This is a genomic window from Lysobacter sp. Root667, assembly GCF_001427715.1.
Taxonomy (GTDB): Bacteria; Pseudomonadota; Gammaproteobacteria; order Xanthomonadales; family Xanthomonadaceae; genus Lysobacter.
In genome coordinates this window covers 160192-186924 of the sequence record NZ_LMHF01000012.1, presented here as the reverse complement: position 1 = coordinate 186924, position 26733 = coordinate 160192, and the positions used below count along the sequence as shown (strand labels likewise).

The following is a 26733-nucleotide window of genomic DNA, read 5'->3' as shown; positions in this document are numbered from 1 at the left end:
CGCGGTTCAGCGCATCAGCACTGCGGCGACCGCGCCGGGCTGCTTCATCCAGGCGAAGTGATCGGCGCGCGTGCCGAGCATGCGGCCGTCGAGCGTGTCGATGCGGCTCTGCGCGCGCGGCAGCTTGGTCAGCAGGAAATGCAGCGAGGATTCCGGCGCCAGCCAGTCGCTGTCCAGCGTCAGCGCACGCGCCTCGACTTCGACCTGCGCCATCGCGGCCTCCAGATCGATATCGACGCCGGCCGCGGCGTAGCGGCCGCTGAGCGCGCTGCGCGCCCAGTCGCGGATCAGTCCGCGCGCCTCGTCGCCGCCGAAACCGACGCGGCGGCCGGGCAGGGCGCCGCGACGATCCGCGAGCCAGGGCAGGAAGCGGTAGGCGAACGGCAGCCACCAGCGCGAACGCGGCGGAAACGCGCGCCAGTACGGTGCGCCGCTGGCGACCAGCCACAGGCGCGTCGGCCGTTCGGCCGCGCCGTCGCGGGCGAGCAGGCCGAGCCGACAAGCCGCCAGCTGCCCACCCAGGCTGTGGCCGCCGAGGATGCGCGGCAGGTTCAGTAGCTGCGCGGTCACCGCGGCCTCGCTGTGCGGCAGATCGTGCAGCAGCAGTTCGCGATACCCCCAATTGTTGGCTCGATTCGCGCGCAGGCTGCTGCCGCCGTTGCCGCGCCACTCGTGCACGAACACCGCGATGCCGCGCGCGGCCATGGCTTCGGCGAACGGCAGATAGTGCCTGGCGGCGACGCCGAGCGCGGGCAGCCACAGCAGGCTCGCCTGCGGCGCGCGCGGCAGACGCGCGAGCAAGGCCCAGCGGTGGCCGTCTTCGGCTTGCAGCGGCAGTTCCAGGGTCTGGACTTGCGGCGGTTGGGTTTCCAGCGTCGGGGTTTCCTGAGGAGGAGTCGGGTCAGTCATGCGGCGCGGCACCGTAGTGGTCGAGGACGACGACATCGCCGCGTCCGGGGCGGTAGCCGCCGCGCAGCGCGGCGTGCACGTAGTCGGCGGCGGCGACGCAGCTCTCGCGCAGGTCGCGTCCGCGCGCGAGGTTGGCGGCGACCGCCGAGGCCAGGGTGCAGCCGGTGCCGTGCGCTTCCAGGCGCAGGCGCGGATGCGCGATCGCGTGCACGCCCTGATCGTCGCCCAGGTAATCGACCACGTCGCCGTCGTCGCGCAGGTGGCCGCCCTTGAGCAGCACCGCGTTCGCGCCCATCGCGCGCAATCCGGCGATGGCCTCGCGCATCGCGGTCTGGTCGGGGATCGGCCGGCCCAGCAGCAGCTCGGCTTCGGGCAGATTGGGGGTGATCACCCCGGCCAGCGGCAGCAGGCGCGCGCGCAGCGCGGCCAGCGCTTCGGGTTCGAGCAGGCGCGCGCCGGAGGTGGCGACCATCACCGGGTCCAGCACCACCTGCGGCGGCCGGTAACGCTCCAGCGCATCGGCCACGGTTTCGATCACCGCGGCGTTGGCGAGCATGCCCAGCTTGACCGCGCCGATAGCGAAATCGTCGAAGCAGGCGTCGATCTGGGCGCGCAGGAAGCCCAGGTCGGGCACGTGCACCGCGGTCACCCCGCGGGTGTGCTGGGCGGTCAGGGCGGCGATCGCGCTGAGCCCGTGCACGCGGTGCGCGGCGAAGGTCTTGAGGTCGGCCTGGATGCCGGCGCCGCCGCCGGAGTCGGAACCGGCGATGGTGAGGGCGGAAATCGGGGGAGGCGTCATTGCGAGGGCGGGGCGGCCGGGCGTCGGTACGGGTCGGGAGACGATATCGCATCGCCCGGGGCGGGTCGCGGCGGGCGCTTCGCGCAGAATCGGCCTTGCGGCGCCCGGCGACCCGGTTTCGCCGCGCCGATATTATTCTGCGGACCGCGATTTCTTATTCGCACCGGCCATGGGGGTTTTTGCCCATGCCGGGCGGCTAATAATTGCGCGATACCAGGGAAATGATTCCGACCAGCTGTTTCCTGATCTGGAAGGGGATTTTTCGGAGCGAATCCAGGCATTCGGACTCGATATCGTCCTGGGCGTAGTCGTCGGTGCGCATCGCCGGGGTCCAGGCGTCCTCGCCCGGCTTGACCGGGCCGCGCCCGGTGCCCAGCCATTCGAGGCAGACGCCGGTGGCCAGGGCGATCGCGATCAAATGGTGCATCGAGGGATGGCTGCCGTCCTTGCGCTCCCACTGCGCCACCGCGCTGCGCTGCACCCCCACCATGTTGGCCAGCGCCAGCTGGGAAATACGGGACAAAGTACGGGCGCGCCGTATGCGCTCCGGTAGTGCCGCCATGAGTGATCTCCCCTAGTACCCAGGGATCATGCCTCAGTGTTTCGGTAACGCGATAGCGGTACGCGACGCGATTGGTGCGGATTGGGTAACGCGTCACAGGCACGGCCCTGTGCAGGTTGCTCATGCCGGAAACCGCCGGCTCGCCGGCTATTCATGTTAGCGGGATCGGACGTTGCAGCATTATCGGACGGTAGATGAGCATTCTCGCCGCCGATGCATGCGCCCGCACTCGGTGTTTCTGGTGAATATGTCCGCTGGTCAAACGCAACCTGGCGCCCTCTCAAAATTACGGATACGGGGGTTATATGCGTAGGAAAGGCAAAATACTGATCGCACTGCTGGCTGTGGCACTGCCGGCAGCGGCCGTGGGTGTCGGGCTGTTCGGCACCAACACGACCGGGCTGGCGCCTGAAGCGATGCGCGGAGAGCTGGCGCAGGATATCGTCGACCGATGGTCGCCTTATGTGGAACGCAGTTACGGGGCGATGGGAGCCGGCTGGGGCGAGCGTATGGAAGGCACGCTGCAGTCCGCCGACATCAGCAACCTCGAACTCGCTGCCAGCGCGACCAGCTTCGAACAAATGAACGCGGCGCTGTTGGGCGCAGGCGGCGGATCGGGCATGGTCACGGCCAAGGGCGCGCCCGACGTGCAGCCGACGAGCCTGGGTGCGCCGGGCGAGGACCTGGTCTACACGCCCTTGAACCCCTGCCGCATCGTCGACACCCGCGTGGTCGGCGGGCCGATCGCGGCCAACGGCACGCGCAGCTTCAAGTCCTACACCACCACCGACTTCACCTCGCAAGGTGGCGAGACCTCCAACTGCAACCTGCCGCAGAACGTCTCGGCCCTCACGGTCAAGATCACCTCGGTGTACCCGGCCAACGACGGCTACTTCACTGCGTATCCGTTCAACGAGGCCAAGCCGCTGGCGTCGTCGTTGAACTACAGCGCGGGTTTGATCCTCTCGGACGAGTCGCATATCCGTCTGTGCCGTCCGGCCTGCCCGAGCGAGTTCAACGTCTACAGCTACGCTCAGTCCGAGGTCGTGATCGACGTGACCGGCTACTTCATCGAACCCGAAGCGACCGCGCTCGACTGCACCATCGCCCAGGAGAGCGGAAGCCTGGCTTTGCTCAGCGGCATCCAGACCAAGGACGTGCAATGCCCGACCGGTTACGCGGCCACCGGCGGCGGCTGCGGCGGCGTGCTCGGCATCGGGGTCAGCAACTCCGAGCCGATGGTGGTCAGCGGCCAGCCGGTGGGCTGGCAGTGCGACCTGGTGGGTTCATTGCTCAGTGTGCTCGGCTATCAGGTCAACGCGACCTGCTGCCGCGTGCCCGGACGCTGACGGAACGAGCGAGCGCAAGGATGCGGGTACCCGGAAGCCGGCCGCGAGGCCGGCTTCCTTTTTTGGGCTTGTTTCAGGGCTTACAGCACTTCCGAAGCATAGTCGGCCAGGCGCGAACGCTCGCCGCGGCGCAGGGTCACGTGCGCGCTGTGCGCCCAGCCCTTGAAGCGGTCGACGGCATAGGTGAGGCCGGACGTGGTCTCGGTCAGGTAGGGCGTGTCGATCTGTTCGACATTGCCCAGGCAGACGATCTTGGTGCCGGGGCCGGCACGCGTGATCAGGGTCTTCATCTGCTTGGGCGTCAGGTTCTGCGCCTCGTCCAGGATCAGCCAGCGGCTGAGGAAGGTACGGCCGCGCATGAAGTTCATCGAACGGATCTTGATCCGCGAGGCCAGCAGGTCGTTGGTCGCCGCGCGGCCCCAGGCGCCGCCGTCCTGATTGTGGGTCAGCACTTCCAGGTTGTCGGTGAGCGCGCCCATCCACGGGGTCATCTTTTCCTCCTCGGTGCCGGGCAGGAAGCCGATGTCCTCGCCGACGCTGACCGTGGCGCGGGTCATGATGATCTCGCGGTAACGCTGCTGGTCCATGGTCTGGGCCAGGCCCGCCGCCAACGCCAACAGCGTCTTGCCGGTGCCGGCGGTGCCGAGCAGGGTGACGAAGTCGATCTCCGGGTCCATCAGCGCGTTGAGCGCGAAGTTCTGTTCGCGGTTGCGCGCGATGATGCCCCACACCGCATGCTGGTTGTGGCGGTAGTCGTCGACGATCTGCAGGGTCACGCGGTCGTCGCCGACCTTGCTGACCTTGAGTTCGGATTCTTCGTCGCCGGGCAGGAACAGGAACTGGTTCGGATACCAGTCGTCGTCCTTGGTGCGGGCGATCTCGTAGTAGGTGCGGCCCTTCTCGGTCCAGGACTTGAGGTCCTTGCCGTGGCGCTGCCAGAAATCTTCCGGCAATGCGGTCGCGCCGGTGTAGAGCAGGCTGAAATCGTCGAGCGCGCGGTCGTTCTCGTAGTCTTCCGACGCGATCCCGGCGATCGCCGCCTTGATCCGCAGGTTGATGTCCTTGGACACGAACACCACCGGCGCGCCGGGCTCGCTCTCCTTGAGGGCGAGGATCGCGCCGAGGATGTGGTTGTCCGGGATCACAGCGCCGAAGCGCTTGCCGCTGTCGAAGGCCTCGGTCTGGAAACGCAGCTTGCCGATGCTCTGCTCGCCGCGCAGTTGCAGGCCCTGCGGGCGCTTCAGGGTGAGGCCGACGGCGATCTTGTCGGTGCCCTCGGCTTCGATCAGTTCGTTGAGGAAACGGCTGACCTGGCGCGCGTTGCGGCTGGCTTCGGAGGTGCCTTTCTTGCCGTTGTCGAGCTCTTCGATGACCTGCATCGGCAGGTAGACGTCGTGCTCTTGGAACTTGAACAGCGCGGTGGGGTCGTGCATCAGCACGTTGGTGTCGAGGACGTAGATGCGCTTGCTTCGGGTCATTCCGATGCCTCGTGGCAGGTGGGTACGGCGCTGTGCGGATACGACGGGTGGAACTCGGGGACGCCGCCGTGCGGGCAGGGCGGCGCCGCCGTGGCCCGCGGGGCGGGACGGCGGAGAACGGGTGACGGGGCGACGGTCACTGGGTTTGTGCAGCCTTCAGCGCGTCGAGCACGGCCTGTGCATGGCCGGGCACTTTCACCGGGCGCCATGACTGGGCGATGACGCCCTTGGGGTCGATCAGGAAGGTGCTGCGTTCGATGCCGATGTACTTGCGGCCGTACAGGCTCTTTTCCTTGATCACGCCGAAGGCCTGGCATAGGGCTTCGTCCTTGTCGCTGATCAGGTCGAACTTGAAGCCCTGCTTGGCGCAGAAGTTCTGGTGCGACTTGACCGAATCGCGCGACACGCCGAGCACGCTGGCGCCGAGCTTCTTGAACTTGGCCAGCAGGGCGTTGAAGTCCAGGCCCTCGGTGGTGCAGCCCGGGGTGCTGTCCTTGGGGTAGAAGTACAGCACCAGCCATTGGCCGGCGTAGTCCTTCAGTTTCGCGGTCTCGCCGCTGGACAGCGCCAGGGGCAGGGAGGAAACGGTCTTGTCGAGGCGGTCGCCGGTGTCGAGCATGCGTGCTGTCTGATCCTCAGAACTTCATCGGGTCCATGATGGCATCGAGATTCAAGTGATCGCAGAACTCCAGGAAATCGTCGCGCAATGCGGCGATGTGCATGCTCGACGGTACGCCGATGGTCACCTGCGCGGAGAACATGTCGGCGCCGGTCTGCATGGCGCGATAGCGCGAGCAGTGCAGGCTCTCGATGGTGATGCCCTGGCGGTCGAAGAAGTCGGCGAGCTGGAACAGGATCCCCGGCTTGTCGGCGGCGACCACTTCGACGATGTAGGGCAACAGGTTGGATTGCACCTGTTTCGGGCCGGTGCGGTACCAGACCAGCTTCAGGCCTTCCTCGCGCTCCAGGCGCGTGAGCATGGCTTCGAGCTTGGCGACCGCGTCCCAGGAGCCGACCGCGAGCGCGGTCACGGACACGTCGCGGCCCACCGTGGACAGGCGCGCGTCGACCAGGTTGCAGCCGGAATCGGCGATCCGCCGCGTCACCGACAGCAGCGGCGACTCCGGATGCGTCGTATAGGCGTTGATCAGGAGGTGGTTTTCGTTCGGCGACGGCCGGGCAGCGGAATCGGTCAAGGCGGCGCCTGCAAGGGGAGCGGGTGGCTCGGATACTGAACGGCGGCCCGCGCACGGGCTGCGGCTTGAAGCCAGCATACTTGCCCGCGCTTTCGGCCCGCAAGTAACATCGCTAGGCGGTAACATGCGTTATTGGCGGCGTATCGTGCCGCCGCTCACACAGCGCTTTGCGCGAAGGCCTCCCTTGCGACTTTCCGGCAGCATCACCGCGCTGGCCACGCCGTTCGACGCGGCCGGCGAACTCGACCTCGACGCCTGGCGCGCCCTGCTGGCCGCGCAGCTCGACGGCGGCACCCAGGCCATCGTGGTCGCCGGCTCCACCGGCGAGGCGGCGGCCCTGCACGATCCCGAATACGACACCCTGCTGCGCACCGCCGTGGAGCAGGTCGGCGGCCGGATTCCGGTGCTCGCCGGCACCGGCCTGTCCAACACCGCCAAAACCATCGAGCTGACCCGCCGCGTCGCTGCGCTCGGCGCCGACGCCGCGCTGGTGGTCGCGCCGCCCTACGTGCGCCCGACCCAGGCCGGTCTGGTCGCCCACTACCGCGCGATCGCCGACGACGGCGCCTTGCCGGTGGTGCTGTACAACGTGCCTGGCCGCACCGGCTGCGACCTGCTGCCCGAGACCGTGGCCCAGCTCGCCGGTCATCCGCGCATCGTCGGCATCAAGGAAGCGGTGAGCGAGCCCGAGCGCATGAGTGCGCTGCTCGCGTTCCAGGATTCCGGCTTCGCCGTGCTCAGCGGCGACGATCCGACCGCCTGCCGGGCCATGCTGGCCGGTGCCGACGGCATCGTCTCGGTCGCCTCCAACGTGCTGCCGGCGGCGTTCCGCCGTCTCGCCGACCTGGCCCGCGCCGGCCGCCGCGACGAGGCCCTGGCCTGGGACGCGCGCCTGGCGCCGGTCTACGCTTTCATGGGCATCGAGTCCAACCCGATCCCGGTCAAGGCCATACTCGCCCGCCAGGGCATCGGCCACGGCCTGCGCCTGCCGCTGACGACCCTGTCGGCTGCCCACCACGATGCCGCCGCCAGCGTCCATGCGCTGGCAAGCGAACTCGAACACGACTGCCGCGCTACGCTCGCGGCCTGAACCCCGCAGGAGATTTGCCCATGCGTTCCAACGTTTCCCTGTCCCGCGTCGCTGTCGGCGCGCTGCTGATCGGCCTGGTCGCCACCGCCGGCTGCAGCTGGTTCCGCAAGGGCACCAATCCGCTGTACTCCGAAACGCCCGAGCAGCGTCCGCTGGAAGTGCCGCCGGACCTCGACCGTCCGCGCACCGACGGTGCCATGGCGGTGCCGAACGGTTCGGTGAGCGCGTCCGAACGTGCGCCGGTCGCGGCCCCGACCGCCGCCTCGCCGATCGGCTTCACCACCGCCGGCAGCCGCGACGACGCCTACGCCAAGGTCGGTACCGCCCTGGCCAAGGTCGACGGCCTGACCATCGCCAGCCGCGCCCAGCTGCTGGGCGCCTACGACGTCAACTACGAAGGCGCCAACTTTCTGGTCCGGGTGAGCGCGGTCGAAGCCGGCGCCTACGTGTCCGCGGTCGACCCGCGCGGCCTGCCGGCCACCGGCGAGCAGCCGGTCAAGCTGATCGCGGCGCTGAAGGAAGCGATCGGCAGCAAGTAATCCGCTGCCATGCCGCAAAGAAAACGGGCGCCCTGGGCGCCCGTTTTCGTATGCGGTTTCGGCGTCGGTGACTGCCGGGGCGCAGCGCGCCTGGGCTCAGCGTTCGAGCAGGTCGAGCTTGTCCGGCTTGCCTTCCCAGTCCTTGGCGTCGGCCAGGCCGTCCTTGCGCGTGGTGATCACCGGCCAGGCCTTGGCGAGTTCGGCGTTGAGCGCCACGAACGCCTCCTGTCCGGCCGGCACGTCGTCCTCGGGATAGATCGCATTGATCGGGCATTCCGGCTCGCACAAGGTGCAGTCGATGCACTCGTCCGGATCGATCACCAGGAAATTCGGGCCTTCGTGAAAACAGTCGACCGGGCACACCTCGACGCAGTCGGTGTACTTGCACTTGATGCAGTTCTCGGTGACGACGAAGGGCATGGAACGGTCTTCCGTGGATGGTCGGCGTGGCTAGTTTAGCGACAGGCGAGGGCGCAAACCTAGCGTTTCGCGGCCGCCCGGCGTTGTTGCGAGCGACTCTCATCGCCGCGCCTGCAGCGCCCGTAAAGCCGCCCGTACTAAAGAAAAAGCCCGCGCATCGCTGCGCGGGCTTTCAAGATTTGGCGCTCCCTACGAGATTCGAACTCGTGTTTTAGCCTTGAGAGGGCCACGTCCTAGGCCTCTAGACGAAGGGAGCTGAGGTAAACCCGCATCCGACTCTCAATCGTATGCGGCCTGCTAGTATATGGGGCTGAATAGCGCTCGGCAACCGGTTCCGACCGGCCGCCGTTCACCTCCCCACAGCGATCGGCTGCCCCGCAGCAACGATCCCAACCGCGGCGACGACCGCTCGATGCAGCCCGAAAATCCCAACGGTCATGACCACGTCCATCCCATGCTGCGGGTGATCCCGCGCGAACAGCACAACGTCTCGCGCAAGGAGATCAGCCCCAACGCGCTGCGGGTGCTGTACCGACTTCGCGACGCCGGCTTCGGCGGCTACCTGGTCGGCGGCGCCGTGCGCGACATCCTGGTCGGCGGCCACCCCAAGGACTTCGACGTCGCCACCGACGCCACCCCGGAGCAGGTCAAGGGCCTGTTCCGCAACTGCCGCCTGATCGGCCGCCGCTTCCGTCTGGCGCACGTGGTCTACGGCCGCGAGATCATCGAGGTCGCGACCTTCCGCGCCAACATCGACGACGGCAGCGGCGATCGCGAGACCGACAACGGCGGCCGCCTGGTCCGCGACAACGTCTACGGCAGCATCGAGGACGACGCGGTCCGCCGCGACTTCACCGCCAACGCGCTGTACTACGCGGTCGAGGATTTCTCGGTGCGCGACTACGTCGGCGGCTTCGAGGATGTGCAGAACCGCCTGATGCGCCTGATCGGCGATCCGGAAACGCGTTACCGCGAAGACCCGGTGCGGATGCTGCGCGCGGTGCGCCTGGCGGCCAAACTCGGCTTCGAGATCGAGGCCGCGACCGCGGCGCCGATCCCGGCCCTGGCTTCGCTGCTCAGCGAAGCCGCGCCGGCGCGTTTGTTCGAGGAATGCCTGAAGCTGTTCCTGTCCGGGCACGCGGTGCAGAGCTTCCTCGGCCTGGAGCGTTACGGCCTGTTGCCGGCGCTGCTGCCGGAGACCGCGGCCGCGCTCAAGTCCAATCGCAGCGGCGCGCTGCGGCGCATGCTGCTGGAAGGCCTGCAGGGCACCGATACCCGCGTCGCCAACGACGAGCCGGTGTCGCCGGCGTTCCTGTTCGCGATGCTGCTGTGGCCAGCCTATTGCCGCGCGCTGATGGCGCTGCAGGCGCAGGGCATGCATGCGGTCGAAGCCCAGCGCCGCGCCGCCGACCGGGTCACCGTGCACCAGTTGGAAACGATCGCGCTGCCGCGGCGTTTCTCCCTGCCGATGCAGGAGATCTGGCTGCTGCAGACGCGTTTCTCGCAGCGCCAGCGCAAGCGCGTGTTCCGGCTGCTGTCGCATCCGCGTTTCCGCGCCGCCTACGACTTCCTCAACCTGCGCCTGGCCGCGTCCGACGAGCACGCGGCCGATGTCGCGTTCTGGAGCGAAGCCCAGGGCAAACCCGGCGACGAACTGGCCGCGCAGCTGGACGCGCAGCCGCCGTCCGACGCAGAGCCTGGCGCCGCGCCGCGCAAGCGCCGCCGCCGTCGCCGTAACGGCGGCGGAGCCGAGGCCGGTGCGGTCGGCCACGACGGCGAATGAACCCGGCCGAGGTCGCGTTCGTCGGCCTGGGCAGCAACCTGGGCGATAGCGCCGCGATCCTGCGCGGCGCGTTCGCGGCCCTGGCCGAGTTGCCGGACACGCGCCTGCTGCGCGCGTCCTCGCTGTACCGCACGCCGGCCTGGGGCGTGACCGCGCAGCCGGATTTCGTCAACGCCGCGGCGATGCTGGAGACCGGACTGTCGCCGCAGGCCCTGCTGGCGGCGATGCTGGCGATCGAGCGCGAGGCCGGTCGCGACCGCCGCGACGACGGCAGCGACCGTTGGGGCCCGCGCACGCTGGACCTGGATCTGCTGCTGTACGGGCAGCGCTGTCTCGACGAACCCGGTCTGCGCGTGCCGCATCCGCACCTGCATGAGCGCGCGTTCGCGCTGCTGCCGCTGCTCGAAATCGCGCCCGACGCGTACATTCCCGGCATCGGGCCGGCGCGCGAGGCCTTGGCCGGACTCGAACCGGGCGACATACAAACGCTGGCTTAGGCGTTAAGTTATAGGGCTACCCCCGCGAGCGTCCGGCGATCGGCCGGGCGAGACCCACCGACCATGTACACCTCGGCCCCCACCGACACCCCGCGCAAGACCGCCTGGACCGTGCCCATGCTCGCCGAGGCCAAGCGCGACGGCCGCCCGCTGGTCATGCTGACCTGCTACGACGCCGGCTTCGCGCGCAGCATGGACGCGGTCGGCATCGACCTGGTGCTGATCGGCGATTCCCTGGGCATGGTGGTGCAGGGCCACAACAGCACCTTGCCGGTGCGCGTGGCCGACATCGCCTACCACACCGCCTGCGTCGCGCGCGGCCTGTCCAAGGCCTTGCTGATCGCCGACCTGCCGTTCCAGTCCGACGCCACGCCCGAGCGCGCGCTGGAGGCTTCGACCGCGCTGCTGCAGGCCGGCGCGGCGATGGTCAAGCTCGAAGGCGCGGGCCACAAGCTCGAGGTGATCCGTTTCCTGGTCGAGCGCGAGATTCCGGTCTGCGCGCATCTGGGCCTGACCCCGCAGTCGGTGTTGCGCCTGGGCGGCTACAAGGTCCAGGGCCGCGACGAAGCCGCCGCGGCGCGCCTGCGCGAGGATGCGCGCGCGGTCCAGGACGCCGGCGCCACGCTGCTGGTGCTGGAATGCGTGCCCAACCCGGTCGCCGCCGCGATCACCGCCGATCTCGCGATCCCGACCATCGGCATCGGCGCGGGCCTGCAATGCGACGGCCAGGTGCTGGTGCTGCACGATCTGCTGGGCGTGAATTCCGGCCACCGCAGGCCCAAGTTCGTCAAGGATTTCCTCTCCGAAGGCGGTTCGATCGAGGGCGCGTTCCGGGCCTACGCCGACGCCGTACGCGAGCGCCGCTTCCCGGACGAGGCGCATTCCTACGCCGGTTGAAGCCAGCCGGTTGAAGCCAGCCGGTCGAACCCAGCGTTGCGCGCGCGGCCGTTGTGATCGCCGCCGTATCGGCGTGTAATCCGCAGCCTGCGGTGGCGGCGCCACCGGATGTCGCCGCCTCCACCTTATCCACGAGCAAGACATGCTGACCGTCGACGATCTGGCCGTACTGCGTTCCACCATCGACGCCTGGCGTCGCGAGGGCCTGCGCGTGGCCTTCGTGCCGACCATGGGCAATCTGCACGCCGGCCACCATTCGCTGGTGAAACTGGCGCGCGAACGCGCCGACCGGGTCGTGGTCAGCGTGTTCGTCAATCCGACCCAGTTCGGCCCCAACGAGGACTACGGCCGTTACCCGCGCACGCCGGAGGCCGACGCCGCCGGCCTGGCCGCGGCCGGCGCCGACCTGATGTGGCTGCCGTCGGTCGAAACCATGTACCCCTACGGCCCGCAGGCCACCGTCCAGGTGCAGGTGCCGCACGTCACCGATGGCCTGGAGGGCGCGCACCGCCCCGGCCATTTCGACGGCGTCGCCACCGTGGTCGCGCGCCTGTTCAACCAGGTGCGACCGGACGTGGCGGTGTTCGGGCGCAAGGACTACCAGCAGCTGGCGGTGATCCGCTATCTGGTGCGCGACCTGGCGTTTCCGATCGAGATCGTCGCCGGCGACACCCTGCGCGAGGCCGACGGCCTGGCGATGAGCTCGCGCAACCAATACCTGGCCGCCGAGGAGCGCCCGCGCGCGGCCGAGATCCACCGCTGCCTGCAATGGATGCGGCAGGCGCTGCAGGCCGGCACCCCGCGCGAGGCGGTCGAGGCCGAAGCCGCGCTGCGCCTGGAAACCGCCGGCTTCGTCGTCGACTATGCAGCGATCCGGCGCCAGGACCTGGGCCTGCCGGAGACCGGCGCGGCCGACGCGCCACGGGTCGCCCTGATCGCGGCCCGGCTCGGCCGCACCCGCCTGATCGACAACCTCGAATTCGCCGCCTGAACGCGGATACACCGTTCCAGGGCCGGTCGGTCCCGCCGATGTTGCAGCGCGCCATGCGCTGCTAGACTTCGGTTTTTCGCGCCCGCACGTCCGCGGACGGAGTTAAGAACATGCAACTCAACCTGCTCAAGGCCAAGATCCACCGCGCCACGGTCACCCACGCCGAGCTCCACTACGAAGGGTCCTGCGCGATCGACGGCCGCCTGCTCGATATTTCCGGCATCCGCGAGTACGAACAGGTCCACATCTACAACGTCAACAACGGCCAGCGCTTCGTCACCTACGCCATCCGCGGCGAAGAGGGCAGCGGCGTGATCTCGGTCAACGGCGCGGCCGCGCACCGGGCCCAGCCGGGCGATCTGGTCATCATCTGCGCCTATGGCGTCTGCGACGAGGCCGAGGCGGCGAAGTACAAGCCGACCCTGGTCTATGTCGACCGCCACAACCAGCTGACCCACACCAACACTTCCATGCCGGCCCAGGCGGCCTGAGAGAACGCATGAGCGACGAATCCCGACTGAGCCCACTGAGCGCCCAGGCGGGGCGCGTCGCCCGCACCGGGCTGCCGCAGCTGATCGCCGCCGACCCGGCCCGCGCGCAGGATTTCGCGCTGCGGGTCGGCCCGGTCTACGCCAGCTTCGCGCGCCAGCACTACGACCGCGAGGCCCTGGCCGCGCTGTTCGCGGCGGCCGAAGGCGCCGGCTTCGGCCCGCGCCTGCGCGCGCTGTTCGACGGCCAGACCGTCAATATCACCGAAGGCAGGCCGGCGCTGCACACCGCGCTGCGCGGCGATTTCTCCCAGGCGCAGGTCGCGCGCGACGCCCACGCCCAGGCGCTGCAGGCGCGCAAGCGCATGCGCGCGATCGTCGACGAACTGTCCGCCAGCGACGTCACCGACATCGTCAGCGTCGGCATCGGCGGCTCCGATCTGGGGCCGCGCCTGGCCGCCGACGCGCTCAGCGGCGCCGTCCCGGGCCGTTTCCGGGTCCACTTCCTGTCCAACGTCGACGGCCACGCCGCCCAGCGCACCCTGGCCGGCCTCGATCCGGCGCGCACCGCCGCGCTGCTGATCTCCAAGACCTTCGGCACCCAGGAAACCCTGCTCAACGGCGGCGTGGTCCGCGACTGGCTGGGCGCGCACGCCGGCAATCGCCTGTACGCGATCAGCGCCAACGTCGAGCGTCCCGCGGCCGCGTTCGCGATTCCGCCCGAACGCATCCTGCCGATGTGGGACTGGGTCGGCGGGCGTTATTCGCTGTGGTCGGCGGTCGGCCTGCCGATCGCGCTGGCGATCGGCATGGACGCGTTCGAGGCCTTCCTCGACGGCGCCGCCGAAATGGACGCGCACGTGCTCGACACGCCGCCGCCGCGCAACCTGGCGGCCTGGCACGCGCTGACCTCGGTCTGGAACCGCAACGGTCTGGGTTACGCGACCCAGGCCGTGCTGGCCTACGACGACCGCCTCAAGCTGCTTTCGAACTACCTGCAGCAGCTGGTGATGGAGAGCCTGGGCAAGTCGACGCGGCTGGACGGCAGCGCCATCGTCGGCGACACCGTGCCGGTGTGGTGGGGCGGCGTCGGCACCGACACCCAGCACAGCTTCTTCCAGGCCCTGCACCAGGGCAGCTCGATCGTGCCGGGCGATTTCATCGGCGTGATCCGCGCCGATGCGCCGTATCCCGAAAATCATCGTGCGCTGCAGGCCAACCTGCTGGCGCAGACCGAGGCCTTCGCCAACGGCCAGGCCAGCGACGACCCGCACCGCGCCTATGCCGGCGGCCGGCCGAGCACCACCATCCTGCTCGACGCGCTTAGCCCGCGTTCGCTGGGCGCGCTGCTGGCGCTGTACGAGCACAGCGTCTACCTGCAGTCGGTGTTCTGGGACATCAACGCCTTCGACCAGTTCGGCGTCGAGCTCGGCAAGCAGGTCGCCAGCCGTCTGCTGCCGGCGCTGTCCGGTGAGGCCGAGGCCGAGGATCCGGTTACGCGCGAGTTGATTCTGCAGCTGCGCGGTTGAGGCGGCCGCCATAGCGCGGCCCACAGATGATCGTCCGGTCGCCAAAGCATGGCGCGCAGGTTGGCGTAGGGTGCGGTAAGCCAACGGCGCATCGCAGCGTCCCGCGATCCATCCCCCGGTCGCGGCATCGCAACGGTGCGGTTATCACCGCACCCTACGCTCCACAGCTCGTCATTTCGGAAGGCGGGCATCCCTACCCGCGGGGTGCGGTAAGCCAAAGGCGCACCGCAGCGTCCCGCGATCGACCTGCGTAGCGACGCTCGATAGCTGGTCATCCCCGCGAAGGCGGGGGTCAAGTGACTTCGCGGCGCTGCGAGCGCAGTCGAATGGCGACTGACGTCGGGAGCGCCTGGTAATAGGGACGCTTGCGGCGCCTCGCGAATCTTCGGTCGCGGCTTACGCCGCTCCTACCCCAAAGCGCCTGCGGCAATCTCAATCGACGCCATGCCGCGCCAGCGCCCACTCCACATGCTCGCGCACCACCGCGCTGTCGGCGTCGCGGCGCGAGCGCAATGCATCGATCACTTCCGGCGTGCCCGGCGCATTGCCCAGCGCGACGGCGATGTTGCGCAGCCAGCGCTCGTGGCCGCTGCGGCGGATCGCCGAGCCTTCGGTGCGCTGCAGGAACTCGGCTTCGCTCCAGGCGAACAGCTGCGCCAGACTGGCGCGGTCGAGATCGTTGCGGGCGCGGAAGTCGGGCTCGTCGGTGCGCTTGGCGAACTTGTTCCAGGGGCAGACCAGCTGGCAGTCGTCGCAGCCGAAAATGCGGTTGCCGATCGCCGGCCGCAGTTCCTCGGGGATCGCGCCTTCGTGCTCGATGGTCAGGTAGGCGATGCAGCGGCGCGCATCGAGCCGATGCGGGGCGACGATGGCCTGGGTCGGGCACACCTCGATGCAGCGCACGCAGGTGCCGCAATGCGCGCTGGCCGGCGCGTCGACCGGCAGCGGCAGGTCGACGTAGATCTCGCCCAGGAAAAACCAGGAGCCGCCGTCTTTGTCGATCAGGCAGGTGTGCTTGCCGATCCAGCCCAGGCCGGCGTTGCGCGCCAGGGCGCGTTCCAGCACCGGCGCCGAATCGACGAATACGCGATGCCCGAACGGGCCCACGGTCTCGCCGATGCGGTCGGCCAGACGCTGCAGGCGCTGGCGCATCAGCTTGTGATAGTCGCGGCCCAGCGCGTAGCGGGCGACGTAGGCGCGTTCGCGGTCGGCGAGGGTGGCCCAGGCGTCGTCGTCGTCGTTGCGGCCGTAGTCCAGGCCGACCGAGATCACCCGCAGGGTTCCCGGGATCAGCTCCTGCGGCCGCGAACGCAGCTCGCCGTGGCGCGCCATCCAGTCCATCGAGCCGTACAGGCCCTGCGCCAGCCAATCGCGCAGATAGTCCTCGTCCGGCCCAAGCTCGATCCCGGCGATGCCGCAGCGCTGGAAACCCAGCTCGCGCGCCAGATCGCGGATACGCAGGGCCAGCGCCGCGTAGTCGGGTGCGGCGGCGGATGTCGGTTCCGGGCTGGCGGGGTGCGGACTCACGATATGGCAAGTATAGAATCGTGCGATGCCAATGCCCGTTTTTGCCGACGATTCCGCTCTTTACGACGCTGCCGCCCTGCGCGTGGCCGAGACGCGCGCGGCCGCCGAGCTCGGCGACGCGTTCGAGCCGATGCGCCGCGCCGGCGCGGCGGCCTGGCGCGAGTTGCTGCGGCGTTGGCCGGCGGCGCAGCGGATCGTGGTGGTCTGCGGGCCCGGCAACAACGGCGGCGATGGCTACGTACTGGCCGCTCATGCTCATGCGGGCGGGCGCGACGTGTGCGTGCTGCATCTGGGCGCGCATGCGCCGCGCAGCGAACTCGCACGCCGCGCCGCCGGCGACTACGCAAATGCCGGCGGACGCAGCGAGATCTACGACGGCGGCGCGCTGCAGGCCGATGTCGTGGTCGATGCTTTATTCGGTATCGGTCTGTCGCGCGCGCCGGATAGCGAAGCTGCGGTGTTGATCGAAGCGATCAATACGCAGCCGGCGCCGGTGCTGGCCTTGGACGTGCCCAGCGGCATCGATGCCGATCGCGGCGCTGCGTATGCCCCGGCCGTGGTCGCGGACTGCACCATCGAATTCATCGCGCGCAAGATCGGTTTGACCACCGGCGCGGCGCTGGACCATATCGGCGAACGCGCCCTGGCGGATTTGCAGGTCGGACCCGGCGCATTCGATCGCGCGCCCGTCGCGCGAGCCGTGCGCGCCCAGGATCTGCGCCGCTGGCTGTCGCCGCGCTCGCGCGATAGTCACAAGGGCCGCAACGGTCGCGTGCTCTGCGTCGGCGGCGATCACGGCAGCGGCGGCGCGATCGTGTTGTGCGCGCAAGCGGCGCTGCGCAGCGGCGCCGGTCTGGTCGAAGTCGCCACGCGTGCCGAGCATGTGACCGCGCTGCTGTCCCGTTTGCCCGAAGCGATGCCGCGCGAAGTGCGCGATGCGGCCCAGTTGCGCGAGGCTTTGCAACGCGCGGACTTCGTCGCTTTGGGCCCCGGCCTGGGGCAGGCGGATTGGGGCCGGGAGCTGTATGCCTGCGCGCTCGATAGCGGTATGCCTTTGTTGCTCGACGCCGACGCGCTGAATCTGTTGGCGCAACAGCCGCGACGCCTGCGCGAAGACAGTGTGCTCACGCCGCATCCTGGCGAAGCGGCGCGGCTGCTCGGTATGGACACCGCACAGGTGCAGGCCGATCGTTTCGCCGCGGCCTGCGCGTTGCGCGTTCGCTACGGCTGCGCGATCGTGTTGAAGGGGGCGGGCACCATCGTGGTCGCGCCCGATCTCGAGCCTTGCGTGATCGCCGCAGGCAATCCCGGCATGGCCGTGGGCGGCATGGGCGACGTGCTCAGCGGTACCATCGCCGCCTTGCGTGCGCAGCGATTGAATGCGTTCGATGCCGCAGTCTGCGGCGCCCTGCTGCATTCCGCTGCCGGCGATGCCGCTGCGCGCGACGGCGGCGAGCGCGGTTTGTTGCCCACCGATCTGATGCCGTGGCTGCGGCGTCTGGCCAATCCGGAGTAGTGCCGCCGATGTCGTCGAATACGACCGCCACCGCGTACGAACACGATGCGTTCGCGCTGACCTTGTCCGATGCCGATGCCACCGATGCCTTGGGCGCCGCGCTCGCGCGCACGCGGCCGGCGCGCGCCGTCGTACATCTCAGCGGCGATCTCGGCGCCGGAAAATCCACGCTCGCGCGCGCCTTGTTGCGCGCGCTGGGCGTGCAAGGCGCGATCCGCAGTCCGACCTACACCCTGGTCGAGCGTTATCCGCTCGCGGCGGGCAGCGAAGCCTGGCATTTGGACCTGTACCGCATCGGCGATGCCGGCGAACTGGAATTCCTCGGCCTGGACGGCGACGAAGCGGTGCTGTGGCTGATCGAATGGCCCGACCGCGGCCGCGGCGCGCTGCCGCCGGCCGACTTGCGGGTGGAGCTGGCGGTGGCCGGGGCAGGGCGTTCGGCCCGGCTGGTGCCGGGCTCGGCGGCGGGGCGGGGCTGGGTCCGGGCCGCGGTCGCCACCCCGGAGCTTGCGGCCGACTCCTGAACGTTTCCACAGGAAGTGGCGGCAGGTGCCGGATTCGTAAGGGAAAAGTGCTTGCTTTTATCGCGCCCTGGTGCTTGACTACCGCCCATGCGCGTAAAAGGGGCCACCGTCCAGAAATTCCTGCTCGGCATGGCGCTGCTTGCGGCGCTGGCCTGGAATCTCGCGCAGGCCAGTGAAATCAAGGGCTTGGAACTCGGCACCGGGGCCACCGGCACCCGCGCCGAGATCGCCCTGGACCGCGGCACCGAATTCAAGCTGATCTCGCTCAAGGGCCCGGACCGCCTCGCGGTCGACCTCCCGGCCTCGTCGCTGGCCAAGGGCCTGCGCCTGCCGGCCGGCACCGGCATCGTCAAATCGGTACGCACCGGCCAGCCTGCGCCGGGCACCGTGCGCATCGTGTTCGATCTCGCCCAGCCGGTCGCGGCGCTCAAGCCGCGCATCGAGCCGGGCGCCAACGGCGCGCGCCTGGTGCTGGAATGGCCGGGCGACGGCGCCGAGCCGCAAGCCGTTGCCGCCGCGCCGACCGCGCCGACGACTTCCGCACCGCCAGCTACTGCGCCTTCGATTCCCGCACAGCGCGCGCCTGCGCCACCGACGGCCACGCCGCCGACCGCCATCGCCACCGTGTCCGAAACCAGCGGCGTCGACCAGGCCGCCGCGTCCGCGGCCGCGACCACGCGCCTGATTTCCGAACTCGCTGCACGCAACGCGGCCGCTACCTCGGTGCCGGCCGCCGCGCCGCCGGCGGCTGCGCCCGTCGTTGCCGCGCCGTCGCCGCAGGTGCCGACCACCGTCGCCACTGGCGTGCCCACCCGTATTGCCACGGGCGTGCCTACCCGCGTCGCCACCGGCGTGCCGACGCCGATGCCCGGCGCCGCCGCGAGCAATCCGCCGCCGCCGGACATCGAGGCCATCACGCCCGGCGCGGTCAAGACCATGAGGGACGTGATGCGCGGCCGCGGCATGCGCCCGCTCATCATCGCCATCGATCCCGGCCATGGCGGCCAGGATCCCGGCGCGATCGGCCAGGCCGGCAAGCGCGAAAAGGACGTGACCCTGGCGATCGCGCGCGAACTGGCGCGCCAGATCAACGCCACGCCCGGCCTCAAGGCCTACCTGACCCGCGACAGCGACGTGTTCATCCCGCTGCCGCGTCGCGCCCAGCTCGCGCGCCAGGCCAAGGCCGACATGTTCGTCTCGATTCACGCCGACGCCGCCGAAAATCGCGCCGCCAAGGGTTCCTCGGTCTACGTGCTGTCGCTGAAGGGCGCGTCCTCGCAGCGCGCGCGCTGGCTCGCGGACAAGGAAAACTCGGCCGACCTGGTCGGCGGCGTGCGCCTGCAGGAAGCCGACAACACCCTGACCTCGGTGCTGCTGGACCTGACCCAGAGCGGCCACATGAAGGCCTCGGAAGACGCGGCCGCGCATGTGCTGGACGGCCTCAAGCGCGTCGGCAGCAACCACAAGCCGCAAATCGAGCGCGCCAATTTCGCCGTGCTGCGGACTTCGGACATGCCGGCGATGCTGGTCGAGACCGCCTTCATCTCCAATCCGGACGAAGAGCGCCGCCTGACCGATCCCGCGCACCAGCGCGCGCTCGCCCGCGCCGTGCTCGACGGCGTCAACACCTACTTCACCCGCCAACCGCCGCCGGGCACGATGTACGCCGCGCGCGCCGAGGCCGAGCCGGTGGCGATGGGCGCGGGCGGCGGCAGCCCCTGATCGGCCCATGCGGGCGATACCGGCCGCGACCGGTGTCGGCCTGGCGATCGCGAGTGCGGTCCTGCGTCGCGAAAGCGTAAAACGGATCGCGGAAGCCGCGGCCTAACCGCTATCATCGGCTTCGATCCTTTCCTGGCGCCGCTGCGGCGTCCGCATTCGTGGCCATCCGTCAACTTCCCGACACCCTCATCAACCAGATCGCGGCCGGCGAGGTCGTGGAGCGCCCGGCCTCGGTGGTCAAGGAGCTGGTCGAGAACGCGCTCGATGCCGGCGCCATGCGCATCGACATCGACCTGGAAGAGGGCGGCGTACGCCTGATCCGGATTCGCGACGACGGCGCCGGCATCGCCGCCGACGAACTGCCATTGGCGATCTCGCGCCACGCGACCAGCAAGATCGCCTCCCTAGACGACCTCGAAGGCGTCGCCACCCTGGGATTCCGCGGCGAAGCCCTGCCGTCGATCGCCTCGGTCAGCCGTTTCGCCCTGGTCTCGCGCCGGATCGACACCGAACACGGCGCCAGCCTGGAAGTCGACGGCGGCCGGGTCGGCGCGGTCGCGCCCAAGCCGCACCCGCAGGGCACCACGGTCGAAGTGCGCGACCTGTTCTTCAACGTGCCGGCGCGGCGCAAGTTCCTCAAGGCCGAACGCACCGAACTCGGCCACATCGAGGAATGGCTGCGCCAGCTCGCCCTGGCGCGGCCGGACGTGGAACTGCGCGTCTCCCACAACGGCAAGCCTTCGCGGCGCTGGAAAGGCGAGGGCGACCTGCTTTCGGACGCGCGCATCAACGAAACCCTGGGCGAGGAGTTCGCGCGCAATGCGCTGCGCGTCGACCACAGCGGCGCCGGCCTGCGCCTGCACGGCTGGATCGCGCAGCCCGCGTACAACCGCGCCAGCGCCGACCAGCAATACCTCTACGTCAACGGCCGCGCGGTGCGCGACCGCAGCGTCGCGCATGCGGTCAAGCAGGCCTACGCCGACGTGCTGTTCCACGGCCGTCAGCCGGCCTATGTATTGTTCCTGGAACTCGATCCGCGCCGGGTCGACGTCAACGTGCACCCGGCCAAGCACGAGGTCCGCTTCCGCGATTCGCGCCTGATCCACGACTTCGTCTACCGCACCCTGCACGATGCCCTGGCCGAGACCCGTGCCGGCGCCGCGCCGCTGCCGGCTCACGCCGATGCCGGCGCGATGGCGCAGGCGACCGATGCGCAGCCCTCGTACAACTGGAGCGCGCCGACCCGGCCGCTGGGCTTCCAGGTCGAGGAAACCCGCGCCGGCTACGCCGCGCTGTACGGCGCGCCCAACGGCACCGTCGCCGCGCCGTCCTATCCCAGCTACGCGCCGACGCCGGGGTTCGACAGCGCACCGCGGCCGGCGCTGCCGCACAGCGACGACGCCAGCCTGCCGCCGCTGGGCTATGCGGTCGCCCAGCTGCACGGCATCTACGTGCTGGCCGAAAGCGCCGAAGGCCTGATCGTGGTCGACATGCACGCCGCCCACGAACGCATCGGCTACGAGAAGCTCAAGGCCGCGCACGACGGCGAAGGCCTGCGCACCCAGCCGTTGCTGGTGCCGGCGACGCTGGCCGTGTCCGAACGCGAGGCCGAGGTCGCCGAGCGCGAAACCGACACCCTGGCCGCATTGGGCTTCGACGTGACCCGCAGCGGCCCGCAGTCGCTGACGCTGCGCGCGGTGCCGGCCCTGCTCGCGCACGGCGACGTCGAGGCGCTGCTGCGCGACGTGCTCGCCGACTTGCGCGAACACGGCGAATCGCGCCGGGTCGCCGCCGCGCGCGACGAGCTGCTGTCGACCATGGCCTGCCACGGCGCGGTGCGCGCCAACCGCCGCCTGACCCTGCCCGAAATGAACGCGCTGCTGCGCGAAATGGAAGCGACCGAGCGTTCCGGCCAATGCAATCACGGCCGGCCGACCTGGGCCCGTTTCAGCCTGTCCGAAATCGACCGCTGGTTCCTGCGAGGACGTTAAGAATGCGACTGCCGACTATGCCGCGACTGCTGCCGCTCCTGATGCTGCTGTCCCCGATCGTGCTCTGCCTCGGCCTGACCGCTTGCGGCGGCGGCGAGCGTTCCGAAAGCGACCTCGACGCCGCCGGCGCCGACACCCCCGCGAGCGCGCAAGCCGACGCGCCGCCGAGCAAGCCCACCAGTGCGGCCTTCGTCGGCGAGCAACAGGTCTGGCGCGACGAGCGTAAGGCCAATCTGACCAAGCCCGACGGTTGGACCAGCCTGATCGGCCTGCACTGGTTGGATCCGGGTCCGCATTATTTCGGCAGCGAGGCCGACAACGGCATTCGCGTGGCCATGGGCCCCGGCCACTTCGGCATGATCGATCTGAAGAAGGACGGCACGGTGCGCTTCGTGCCCGAGCGCGGCACCGCGTTCACGCTCGACGAGCAGCCGCTCAAGGGCGCGACCGCGCTGCGCATCGATACCGATCCCGCCGGGCCGAGCAAGCTCGGTTTCGACGAGGGCAAGGGCATCCTGACCGTGATCAAGCGCGGCGACCGTTACGCCTTGCGGGTCAAGCACGCGGACGCGCCCACCCGGAGCGGCTTCAAGGACATTCCGTACTGGCAGGCCGACGCCGGCTGGGTGGTCGACAGCAAGTTCGTCGCGCATCCGCCGGGCAAGACCCTGGCCATCGCCAACATCGTCGGCACCACCGAGCAGGTGCCCAATCCCGGTTATGTGGAATTCGAACGCGACGGCAAGAACTACCGCATCGAAGCCCTCGACGAAGGCGGCGACGAACTGTTCCTGGTCTTCGCCGACCGCACCAACGGCCACGGCAGCTACGGCGCCGGACGTTTCCTCGATGCGCCCAAGCCGGGCATCGGCGGCCGCGTGATGCTCGATTTCAACAAGGCCTATAACCCGCCGTGCGCGTTCACCGCGTTCGCGACTTGCCCGCTGCCGCCGCAGGAAAACCGCCTCGACCTGGCCGTCACCGCCGGCGAGAAGGCATACGCCGGCGCGCATTGACCCATTCCAAGGACGACACCTCATGCTCCGATCGAACCCACTCAAGCGCCTGCTGCCCTGCGCCCTGATCCTCGCCGCGCTGAGCCCGGCGATCGCCTCCGCGCAGGACGCAGCGCCGGACAAGACCGAGGCGCCTGCGACGGCCAAGGCACCGCCGGTGCCCTTGCTGTGGAAGGTGTCCGACGCCGACAACGCGGTGTATCTGCTGGGTTCGTTCCACCTGCTCAAGAGCGACGACTATCCGGTGTCGCCGGACGTCGACGCCGCGTTCGCGGCCGCCGACAAGCTGGTGTTCGAAGTGCCGCCGGAGCAGATCAACGACCCCGGCGCAGCGGCCAAATTCATGGCCGCGGTCGGTTACTCCGACGGCCGCAAGCTCAGCCAGGTGCTGCCTGCCGACCTGCGCGAAAAGCTCGCCCGCCTGCTGGGCAAGCAGGGCGTCCCGGTCGCCACGTTGGACGGCTACGAGCCCTGGTTCGTGAACCTGTCGCTGATGCTGGGCGTATCGCAGGCGATGGGTTTCAGCCCGAAGCTGGGCCTGGACCAGCACTTGATGGAGCGCGCGGCCGCGGCCAAGAAGCCCACCGGCGGCCTGGAATCGATGGACGAGCAGATCGCGGTGCTGGACTCGTCGCCGATGCCGGAACAGATCGAGGGCCTGCGCGACTTCGTCGACAAGCCCACCGAAATGCCGGGCATGCTCGCGGACATGCACAACGCCTGGCGCGCGGCCGACCTCGGCAAGCTCGACGAACTCACCCGCGTCGAGATGAAGCAGAAGGCGCCGGAGACGTATCGCCTGGTCAACGTCGAGCGCAACAACGCCTGGGTGCCGCAGATCCAGAAGATGCTGGACGAGTCGAAGAAGGACGACACCCTGATCGTGGTCGGCGCCTTGCACCTGCTCGGCCAGGACGGCGTGGTCGAGAAGCTGCGCGCCAAGGGTTACAAGATCGAGCGCGTGTGCTCGGCCTGCAAGGTCGGCACCGCCGATCTGGCGCCGGTCGCGCCGGCAACCGGCGCCCCTGCGCCGGCCAAGGGTCAGCCCAGCAAGCGTTGAGCCCGGCGTAGGGTGCGGTGAGCGCAAGCGAACCGCACCGTGCCGCGCAGTGAGAGAGATTCGATAGATCCGAGCGAAACGGGCGGACGATGCGCTTCGCTTGCGCTCCCCGCACCCTACGAAGCGTGGGTGCGACTTAGGCGGCCGGTCGCGCCGGTTCCAGCACGATGCAGTCCACCGGGCAGGCCGGCACGCACAGCTCGCAGCCGGTGCACAGCGGTTCGATCACGGTGTGCATGTGCTTGGCCGCGCCGATGATGGCGTCGACCGGACAGGCCTGGATGCACTTGGTGCAGCCGATGCAATCGGCTTCGACGATCACCGCCACCGGCGCCGGTTTGTGGCTGCCGCGGGTGCGGTCGTAAGGGCGCGCGGGCACGCCCAGCAAATGCGCCAATGCGCGCGCGCCGGCGTCGCCGCCGGGCGGGCAATGGTCGACGCCGGCTTGGCCCCGGGCCATCGCCTCGGCGTAGGGACGGCAACCGGCGTAGCCGCATTGGCCGCACTGGGTTTGCGGCAGCAGGCGATCGAGCCGCTCGACCAGGTCGGCGGCTTCGTTCGGAGCGGTGGGCGGCAGGGACATGGCTGCGGCCGGAGCGGGCCGTGGCTGGGCCGGCTTACTTGACCGGCATGCCCGGCTGCGCGCCGCTGTCGGCGTCGAGCAGGTGCAGACCGTCGCCGTCGAAACCGGCCGACAGGATCATGCCCTCGCTGAGGCCGAAGCGCATCTTGCGCGGCGCCAGGTTGGCGATGAACACCACGTTGCGGCCGACCAGCTTGTCCGGCTCGGCGTAGGAGCCGCGGATGCCGGAGAAGATCTGGCGCTTGCCCAGGTCGCCGGCGTCGAGTTCGAAACGCAGCAGCTTGTCGGAACCCTCGACGAACTCGCAGGCCAGCACCTTGCCCACGCGCAGGTCGAGCTTGGCGAAGTCGTCGATGCCGATGGTCGCGGCGGCGTTGCCGGCGGTGGCCGGCGCAGTCGCAGTCGCGGTGGCGGTCTTGGCGACGGGAGCGGCGACGACGCTGTCGCTGTCGGCGGGCTTCGGCGATTCGGGCTTCAAGGACTCGCGGGAGGCTTCGATCATGGTCTCGATGTGTTTGGGGTCGATACGGGTGAACAAGGGCGTGTAGCTGTGGATGCGCTGGGCGAGCAGCGGTGCGTCCAGATCGCTCCAGATCGCGACCGGCGCGGCCAGAAAGGCTTCGGCCTGGGCCGACACGCGCGGCAATACCGGCTTGAGCGCAGCGGCGAGCACGCGGAAGAGGTTCAGGCCCTGCGTGCACACCGACTGCAGTTCGGCGTCGGCGCCATCCTGCTTGGCCAGCACCCACGGCTTGCGTTCGTCGATGTACTTGTTGGCCTCGTCGGCCAGGGCCATGGTCAGGCGCAGCGCGGTCGCGGCTTCGTTGCGCGCGTAGGCCTGCGCGATCGGCTGCAACTGTTCGACGAAACGCGCATAGGTCGCCGGTTCCGGCAACGCGGCGGCGAGCCGGCCGTCGAAACGCTTCTCGATGAAACCGGCGCAACGGCTGGCCAGGTTGACGAACTTGCCGACCAGGTCGGCGTTCACGCGGGCGACGAAGTCGGCCAGGTTGAGGTCGACGTCGTCGACGCCGCCGCCGGTCTTGGTCGCGAAGTAATAGCGCAGCGCTTCCGGCTCCAGGCCGACGTCGAGGTAGGTGCGGGCCTGGATGAAGGTGCCGCGCGACTTCGACATCTTCTCGCCGTTGACCATCAGATAGCCGTTGACGTGCAGCCGGGTCGGCGCGCGGAAACCGACGCCGTGCAGCACCGCCGGCCAGAACAGGCCGTGGAAGGTGACGATGTCCTTGCCGATGAAATGGTGCAGCTCGGCCTGGCTGTCGTGGGTGAGGTAGGAGAAGAAGTCCAGGCCCTCGCGTTCGCACAGGGCCTGGAAGCTGCTCAGGTAGCCGATCGGCGCGTCCAGCCACACGTACAGGTACTTGCCGGGATGGCCGGGAATCTCGAAGCCGAAGTAGGGCGCATCGCGCGAGATGTCCCAGGCGCGCAGGCCGCCCTCGGCATCCAGCCATTCCAGCAGCTTGGCCTTGACGCCCGGGATCGCGACGTCGCCGCTCAGCCACTCGCGCAGGAAGGCCTCGAAGCCGCCGACCTCGAAGAAGAAGTGCTCGGACTCGCGCAGCTCCGGCGTCGCGCCGCTGACCACCGAACGCGGCTCCTTGAGCTCGGTCGGGGCGTAGGTCGCGCCGCAGTTCTCGCAGTTGTCGCCGTACTGGTCGGGCGTGCCGCAGTTCGGGCAGATGCCCTTGACGTAGCGGTCGGGCAGGAACATGCCCTTGACCGGGTCGTACAACTGCGCGACCGAACGCCGCGAGATATGGCCGTTGTTGTCGAGCTTGGCGTAGAACGCCTCGGTCAGGGCGCGGTTGCCGGCCGAGTTGGTCGAGTCGTAATGGTCGAAGGCGACGCCGAAATCGGCGAAGTCGCGCTCGTGGCTGGCCTGGATGCCGGCGATGAAGGCCTCCGGGCTGACTCCGGCCTTTTCGGCCGCCAGCATGATCGGCGTGCCGTGGGTGTCGTCGGCACAGACGTACCAGGCGCGGTGGCCCGACATGCGCTGCGCGCGGCACCAGATATCGGCCTGGGTGTAGCCGACCAGGTGGCCAAGATGCAGATGCCCGTTGGCATAGGGCAGGGCGCAGGTGACGACGAACTCGCGGGACATGGGCGGCGCATTGCGGTGGGAGGCCGGGAATTATGGCATGCGACCGATGCAGGGCCGCCCCGACCCCTCCCGCTTCCTGTGGGAGCGGCGTGAGCCGCGATCGGTCCCCGCCGCGGCCGCATATCGCGCGGTTGCCGCGTTT

The 26733-nt window shown here is 69.4% G+C and carries 25 protein-coding genes and 1 tRNA gene; 15 read left to right on the top strand and 11 right to left on the bottom strand.

Going from position 1 to position 26733, the window contains the following annotated elements; all coding sequences use genetic code 11:
* Positions 1 to 6: 6 nt before the first annotated feature.
* The 3 genes from ASD78_RS12290 to ASD78_RS12280 form a co-directional block, all read right to left on the bottom strand.
* Positions 7 to 909 carry an alpha/beta hydrolase gene (locus ASD78_RS12290; protein ID WP_082575599.1) on the bottom strand — a complete coding sequence of 301 codons (903 nt, stop codon included), beginning with the start codon at positions 907 to 909 and terminating at the stop codon, positions 7 to 9.
* Complete coding sequence (thiD, locus tag ASD78_RS12285; protein WP_055899946.1) at positions 902 to 1708, bottom strand: bifunctional hydroxymethylpyrimidine kinase/phosphomethylpyrimidine kinase; 807 nt, start codon at positions 1706 to 1708, stop codon at positions 902 to 904. The genes ASD78_RS12290 and thiD overlap by 8 nt, the downstream gene beginning before the upstream one ends.
* A 196-nt stretch (positions 1709 to 1904) precedes the next feature.
* Positions 1905 to 2270, bottom strand: a complete 366-nt coding sequence (locus tag ASD78_RS12280) for a helix-turn-helix transcriptional regulator (protein ID WP_082559518.1) — start codon at positions 2268 to 2270, stop codon at positions 1905 to 1907.
* A gap of 305 nt (positions 2271 to 2575) precedes the next feature.
* Here ASD78_RS12280 and ASD78_RS12275 point away from each other — a divergent pair, with 305 nt between their 5' ends.
* Positions 2576 to 3619 carry a hypothetical protein gene (locus ASD78_RS12275; protein WP_156087728.1) on the top strand — a complete coding sequence of 348 codons (1044 nt, stop codon included), beginning with the start codon at positions 2576 to 2578 and terminating at the stop codon, positions 3617 to 3619.
* A gap of 80 nt (positions 3620 to 3699) precedes the next feature.
* Here ASD78_RS12275 and ASD78_RS12270 read toward each other — a convergent pair whose 3' ends face one another.
* The 3 genes from ASD78_RS12270 to ASD78_RS12260 all read right to left on the bottom strand — a co-directional run bounded on the left by ASD78_RS12270 (position 3700) and on the right by ASD78_RS12260 (position 6371).
* Positions 3700 to 5097 (bottom strand): PhoH family protein, encoded by a 1398-nt coding sequence (locus tag ASD78_RS12270; RefSeq protein WP_055899937.1) that lies wholly within the window; start codon positions 5095 to 5097, stop codon positions 3700 to 3702.
* A 136-nt stretch (positions 5098 to 5233) separates the two neighbouring features.
* On the bottom strand, positions 5234 to 5716 hold the full coding sequence (locus ASD78_RS12265; protein WP_055899934.1) for a peroxiredoxin: 483 nt from the start codon (positions 5714 to 5716) through the stop codon (positions 5234 to 5236).
* Positions 5717 to 5732: 16 nt separating this feature from the next.
* Positions 5733 to 6371 carry a glycine cleavage system protein R gene (locus ASD78_RS12260; RefSeq protein ID WP_156087727.1) on the bottom strand — a complete coding sequence of 213 codons (639 nt, stop codon included), beginning with the start codon at positions 6369 to 6371 and terminating at the stop codon, positions 5733 to 5735.
* A 106-nt stretch (positions 6372 to 6477) separates the two neighbouring features.
* On the opposite strand from ASD78_RS12260, the gene dapA reads away from it, so the two are divergent.
* Both dapA and ASD78_RS12250 read left to right on the top strand, forming a co-directional pair.
* Positions 6478 to 7383 (top strand): 4-hydroxy-tetrahydrodipicolinate synthase, encoded by a 906-nt coding sequence (dapA, locus tag ASD78_RS12255; protein ID WP_056101723.1) that lies wholly within the window; start codon positions 6478 to 6480, stop codon positions 7381 to 7383.
* Between the two features lie 20 nt (positions 7384 to 7403).
* Positions 7404 to 7922, top strand: a complete 519-nt coding sequence (locus ASD78_RS12250) for a hypothetical protein (RefSeq protein ID WP_056101720.1) — start codon at positions 7404 to 7406, stop codon at positions 7920 to 7922.
* Positions 7923 to 8018: 96 nt separating this feature from the next.
* Here the strand turns inward: ASD78_RS12250 and fdxA are convergent, their stop codons facing one another.
* Together fdxA and ASD78_RS12240 are read right to left on the bottom strand one after the other, a co-directional pair.
* Complete coding sequence (gene fdxA / locus ASD78_RS12245; RefSeq protein ID WP_055899923.1) at positions 8019 to 8342, bottom strand: ferredoxin FdxA; 324 nt, start codon at positions 8340 to 8342, stop codon at positions 8019 to 8021.
* 180 nt (positions 8343 to 8522) lie between these two features.
* A tRNA-Glu gene (locus ASD78_RS12240) sits at positions 8523 to 8598 on the bottom strand.
* Between the two features lie 156 nt (positions 8599 to 8754).
* Between ASD78_RS12240 and pcnB the strand changes: the two genes are divergently transcribed.
* The 6 genes from pcnB to pgi all read left to right on the top strand — a co-directional run bounded on the left by pcnB (position 8755) and on the right by pgi (position 14527).
* Positions 8755 to 10125 carry a polynucleotide adenylyltransferase PcnB gene (gene pcnB, locus ASD78_RS12235; RefSeq protein WP_056101717.1) on the top strand — a complete coding sequence of 457 codons (1371 nt, stop codon included), beginning with the start codon at positions 8755 to 8757 and terminating at the stop codon, positions 10123 to 10125.
* On the top strand, positions 10122 to 10622 hold the full coding sequence (gene folK, locus ASD78_RS12230) for a 2-amino-4-hydroxy-6-hydroxymethyldihydropteridine diphosphokinase (protein ID WP_056101714.1): 501 nt from the start codon (positions 10122 to 10124) through the stop codon (positions 10620 to 10622). The genes pcnB and folK overlap by 4 nt, the downstream gene beginning before the upstream one ends.
* A 63-nt stretch (positions 10623 to 10685) precedes the next feature.
* Positions 10686 to 11519: a 3-methyl-2-oxobutanoate hydroxymethyltransferase gene (gene panB, locus ASD78_RS12225; protein WP_056101711.1), complete on the top strand. Its 834-nt coding sequence runs from the start codon at positions 10686 to 10688 to the stop codon at positions 11517 to 11519.
* A 142-nt stretch (positions 11520 to 11661) separates the two neighbouring features.
* A complete protein-coding gene (gene panC, locus ASD78_RS12220; RefSeq protein ID WP_056101708.1) occupies positions 11662 to 12510 on the top strand; it encodes a pantoate--beta-alanine ligase in 849 nt (282 codons plus the stop codon).
* 110 nt (positions 12511 to 12620) lie between these two features.
* Entirely contained in the window at positions 12621 to 13001 is a 381-nt protein-coding gene (gene panD / locus ASD78_RS12215) for an aspartate 1-decarboxylase (protein ID WP_055899911.1), read from the top strand.
* 8 nt (positions 13002 to 13009) lie between these two features.
* A complete protein-coding gene (gene pgi / locus ASD78_RS12210; protein WP_056101705.1) occupies positions 13010 to 14527 on the top strand; it encodes a glucose-6-phosphate isomerase in 1518 nt (505 codons plus the stop codon).
* Positions 14528 to 14959: 432 nt separating this feature from the next.
* Here pgi and queG read toward each other — a convergent pair whose 3' ends face one another.
* The gene (gene queG / locus ASD78_RS12205; protein WP_056101701.1) at positions 14960 to 16054 is read right to left on the bottom strand and encodes a tRNA epoxyqueuosine(34) reductase QueG; all 1095 of its coding nucleotides are present in this window, start codon (positions 16052 to 16054) and stop codon (positions 14960 to 14962) included.
* 31 nt (positions 16055 to 16085) lie between these two features.
* Here queG and ASD78_RS12200 point away from each other — a divergent pair, with 31 nt between their 5' ends.
* The 6 genes from ASD78_RS12200 (at position 16086) to ASD78_RS12175 (ending at position 23883) form a co-directional block, all read left to right on the top strand.
* The gene (locus ASD78_RS12200; RefSeq protein WP_056101698.1) at positions 16086 to 17570 is read left to right on the top strand and encodes a bifunctional ADP-dependent NAD(P)H-hydrate dehydratase/NAD(P)H-hydrate epimerase; all 1485 of its coding nucleotides are present in this window, start codon (positions 16086 to 16088) and stop codon (positions 17568 to 17570) included.
* 8 nt (positions 17571 to 17578) lie between these two features.
* Entirely contained in the window at positions 17579 to 18094 is a 516-nt protein-coding gene (tsaE, locus tag ASD78_RS12195; RefSeq protein WP_056101913.1) for a tRNA (adenosine(37)-N6)-threonylcarbamoyltransferase complex ATPase subunit type 1 TsaE, read from the top strand.
* Between the two features lie 129 nt (positions 18095 to 18223).
* Positions 18224 to 19816, top strand: coding sequence for an N-acetylmuramoyl-L-alanine amidase (locus ASD78_RS12190; protein ID WP_156087746.1), 1593 nt, complete (start codon positions 18224 to 18226; stop codon positions 19814 to 19816).
* Between the two features lie 158 nt (positions 19817 to 19974).
* Complete coding sequence (mutL, locus tag ASD78_RS12185) at positions 19975 to 21807, top strand: DNA mismatch repair endonuclease MutL (RefSeq protein ID WP_056101692.1); 1833 nt, start codon at positions 19975 to 19977, stop codon at positions 21805 to 21807.
* A gap of 2 nt (positions 21808 to 21809) precedes the next feature.
* Entirely contained in the window at positions 21810 to 22823 is a 1014-nt protein-coding gene (locus ASD78_RS12180) for a DUF1684 domain-containing protein (protein ID WP_235566490.1), read from the top strand.
* A gap of 22 nt (positions 22824 to 22845) precedes the next feature.
* The gene (locus ASD78_RS12175; protein WP_056101688.1) at positions 22846 to 23883 is read left to right on the top strand and encodes a TraB/GumN family protein; all 1038 of its coding nucleotides are present in this window, start codon (positions 22846 to 22848) and stop codon (positions 23881 to 23883) included.
* Positions 23884 to 24019: 136 nt separating this feature from the next.
* On the opposite strand, the gene rnfB is transcribed toward ASD78_RS12175, so the two are convergent.
* Both rnfB and metG read right to left on the bottom strand, forming a co-directional pair.
* Positions 24020 to 24466: an Rnf electron transport complex subunit RnfB gene (gene rnfB, locus ASD78_RS12170; protein WP_082575598.1), complete on the bottom strand. Its 447-nt coding sequence runs from the start codon at positions 24464 to 24466 to the stop codon at positions 24020 to 24022.
* 34 nt (positions 24467 to 24500) lie between these two features.
* Positions 24501 to 26591: a methionine--tRNA ligase gene (metG, locus tag ASD78_RS12165; protein WP_056101685.1), complete on the bottom strand. Its 2091-nt coding sequence runs from the start codon at positions 26589 to 26591 to the stop codon at positions 24501 to 24503.
* Between the last annotated feature and the right edge of the window lie 142 nt (positions 26592 to 26733).

Excerpts from the sequence above, each read along its gene's own strand:
- ASD78_RS12290 (WP_082575599.1), bottom strand. The coding sequence starts at position 909 with ATGACTGACCCGACTCCTCCTCAGGAAACCCCGACGCTGGAAACCCAA.
- thiD (WP_055899946.1), bottom strand. The coding sequence starts at position 1,708 with ATGACGCCTCCCCCGATTTCCGCCCTCACCATCGCCGGTTCCGACTCC.
- ASD78_RS12280 (WP_082559518.1), bottom strand. The coding sequence starts at position 2,270 with ATGGCGGCACTACCGGAGCGCATACGGCGCGCCCGTACTTTGTCCCGT.
- ASD78_RS12275 (WP_156087728.1), top strand. The coding sequence starts at position 2,576 with ATGCGTAGGAAAGGCAAAATACTGATCGCACTGCTGGCTGTGGCACTG.
- ASD78_RS12270 (WP_055899937.1), bottom strand. The coding sequence starts at position 5,097 with ATGACCCGAAGCAAGCGCATCTACGTCCTCGACACCAACGTGCTGATG.
- ASD78_RS12265 (WP_055899934.1), bottom strand. The coding sequence starts at position 5,716 with ATGCTCGACACCGGCGACCGCCTCGACAAGACCGTTTCCTCCCTGCCC.
- ASD78_RS12260 (WP_156087727.1), bottom strand. The coding sequence starts at position 6,371 with ATGCTGGCTTCAAGCCGCAGCCCGTGCGCGGGCCGCCGTTCAGTATCC.
- ASD78_RS12250 (WP_056101720.1), top strand. The coding sequence starts at position 7,404 with ATGCGTTCCAACGTTTCCCTGTCCCGCGTCGCTGTCGGCGCGCTGCTG.
- fdxA (WP_055899923.1), bottom strand. The coding sequence starts at position 8,342 with ATGCCCTTCGTCGTCACCGAGAACTGCATCAAGTGCAAGTACACCGAC.
- pcnB (WP_056101717.1), top strand. The coding sequence starts at position 8,755 with ATGCAGCCCGAAAATCCCAACGGTCATGACCACGTCCATCCCATGCTG.
- folK (WP_056101714.1), top strand. The coding sequence starts at position 10,122 with ATGAACCCGGCCGAGGTCGCGTTCGTCGGCCTGGGCAGCAACCTGGGC.
- panB (WP_056101711.1), top strand. The coding sequence starts at position 10,686 with ATGTACACCTCGGCCCCCACCGACACCCCGCGCAAGACCGCCTGGACC.
- panC (WP_056101708.1), top strand. The coding sequence starts at position 11,662 with ATGCTGACCGTCGACGATCTGGCCGTACTGCGTTCCACCATCGACGCC.
- panD (WP_055899911.1), top strand. The coding sequence starts at position 12,621 with ATGCAACTCAACCTGCTCAAGGCCAAGATCCACCGCGCCACGGTCACC.
- pgi (WP_056101705.1), top strand. The coding sequence starts at position 13,010 with ATGAGCGACGAATCCCGACTGAGCCCACTGAGCGCCCAGGCGGGGCGC.
- ASD78_RS12200 (WP_056101698.1), top strand. The coding sequence starts at position 16,086 with ATGCCCGTTTTTGCCGACGATTCCGCTCTTTACGACGCTGCCGCCCTG.
- tsaE (WP_056101913.1), top strand. The coding sequence starts at position 17,579 with ATGTCGTCGAATACGACCGCCACCGCGTACGAACACGATGCGTTCGCG.
- ASD78_RS12190 (WP_156087746.1), top strand. The coding sequence starts at position 18,224 with ATGGCGCTGCTTGCGGCGCTGGCCTGGAATCTCGCGCAGGCCAGTGAA.
- ASD78_RS12180 (WP_235566490.1), top strand. The coding sequence starts at position 21,810 with ATGCGACTGCCGACTATGCCGCGACTGCTGCCGCTCCTGATGCTGCTG.
- ASD78_RS12175 (WP_056101688.1), top strand. The coding sequence starts at position 22,846 with ATGCTCCGATCGAACCCACTCAAGCGCCTGCTGCCCTGCGCCCTGATC.
- rnfB (WP_082575598.1), bottom strand. The coding sequence starts at position 24,466 with ATGTCCCTGCCGCCCACCGCTCCGAACGAAGCCGCCGACCTGGTCGAG.
- metG (WP_056101685.1), bottom strand. The coding sequence starts at position 26,591 with ATGTCCCGCGAGTTCGTCGTCACCTGCGCCCTGCCCTATGCCAACGGG.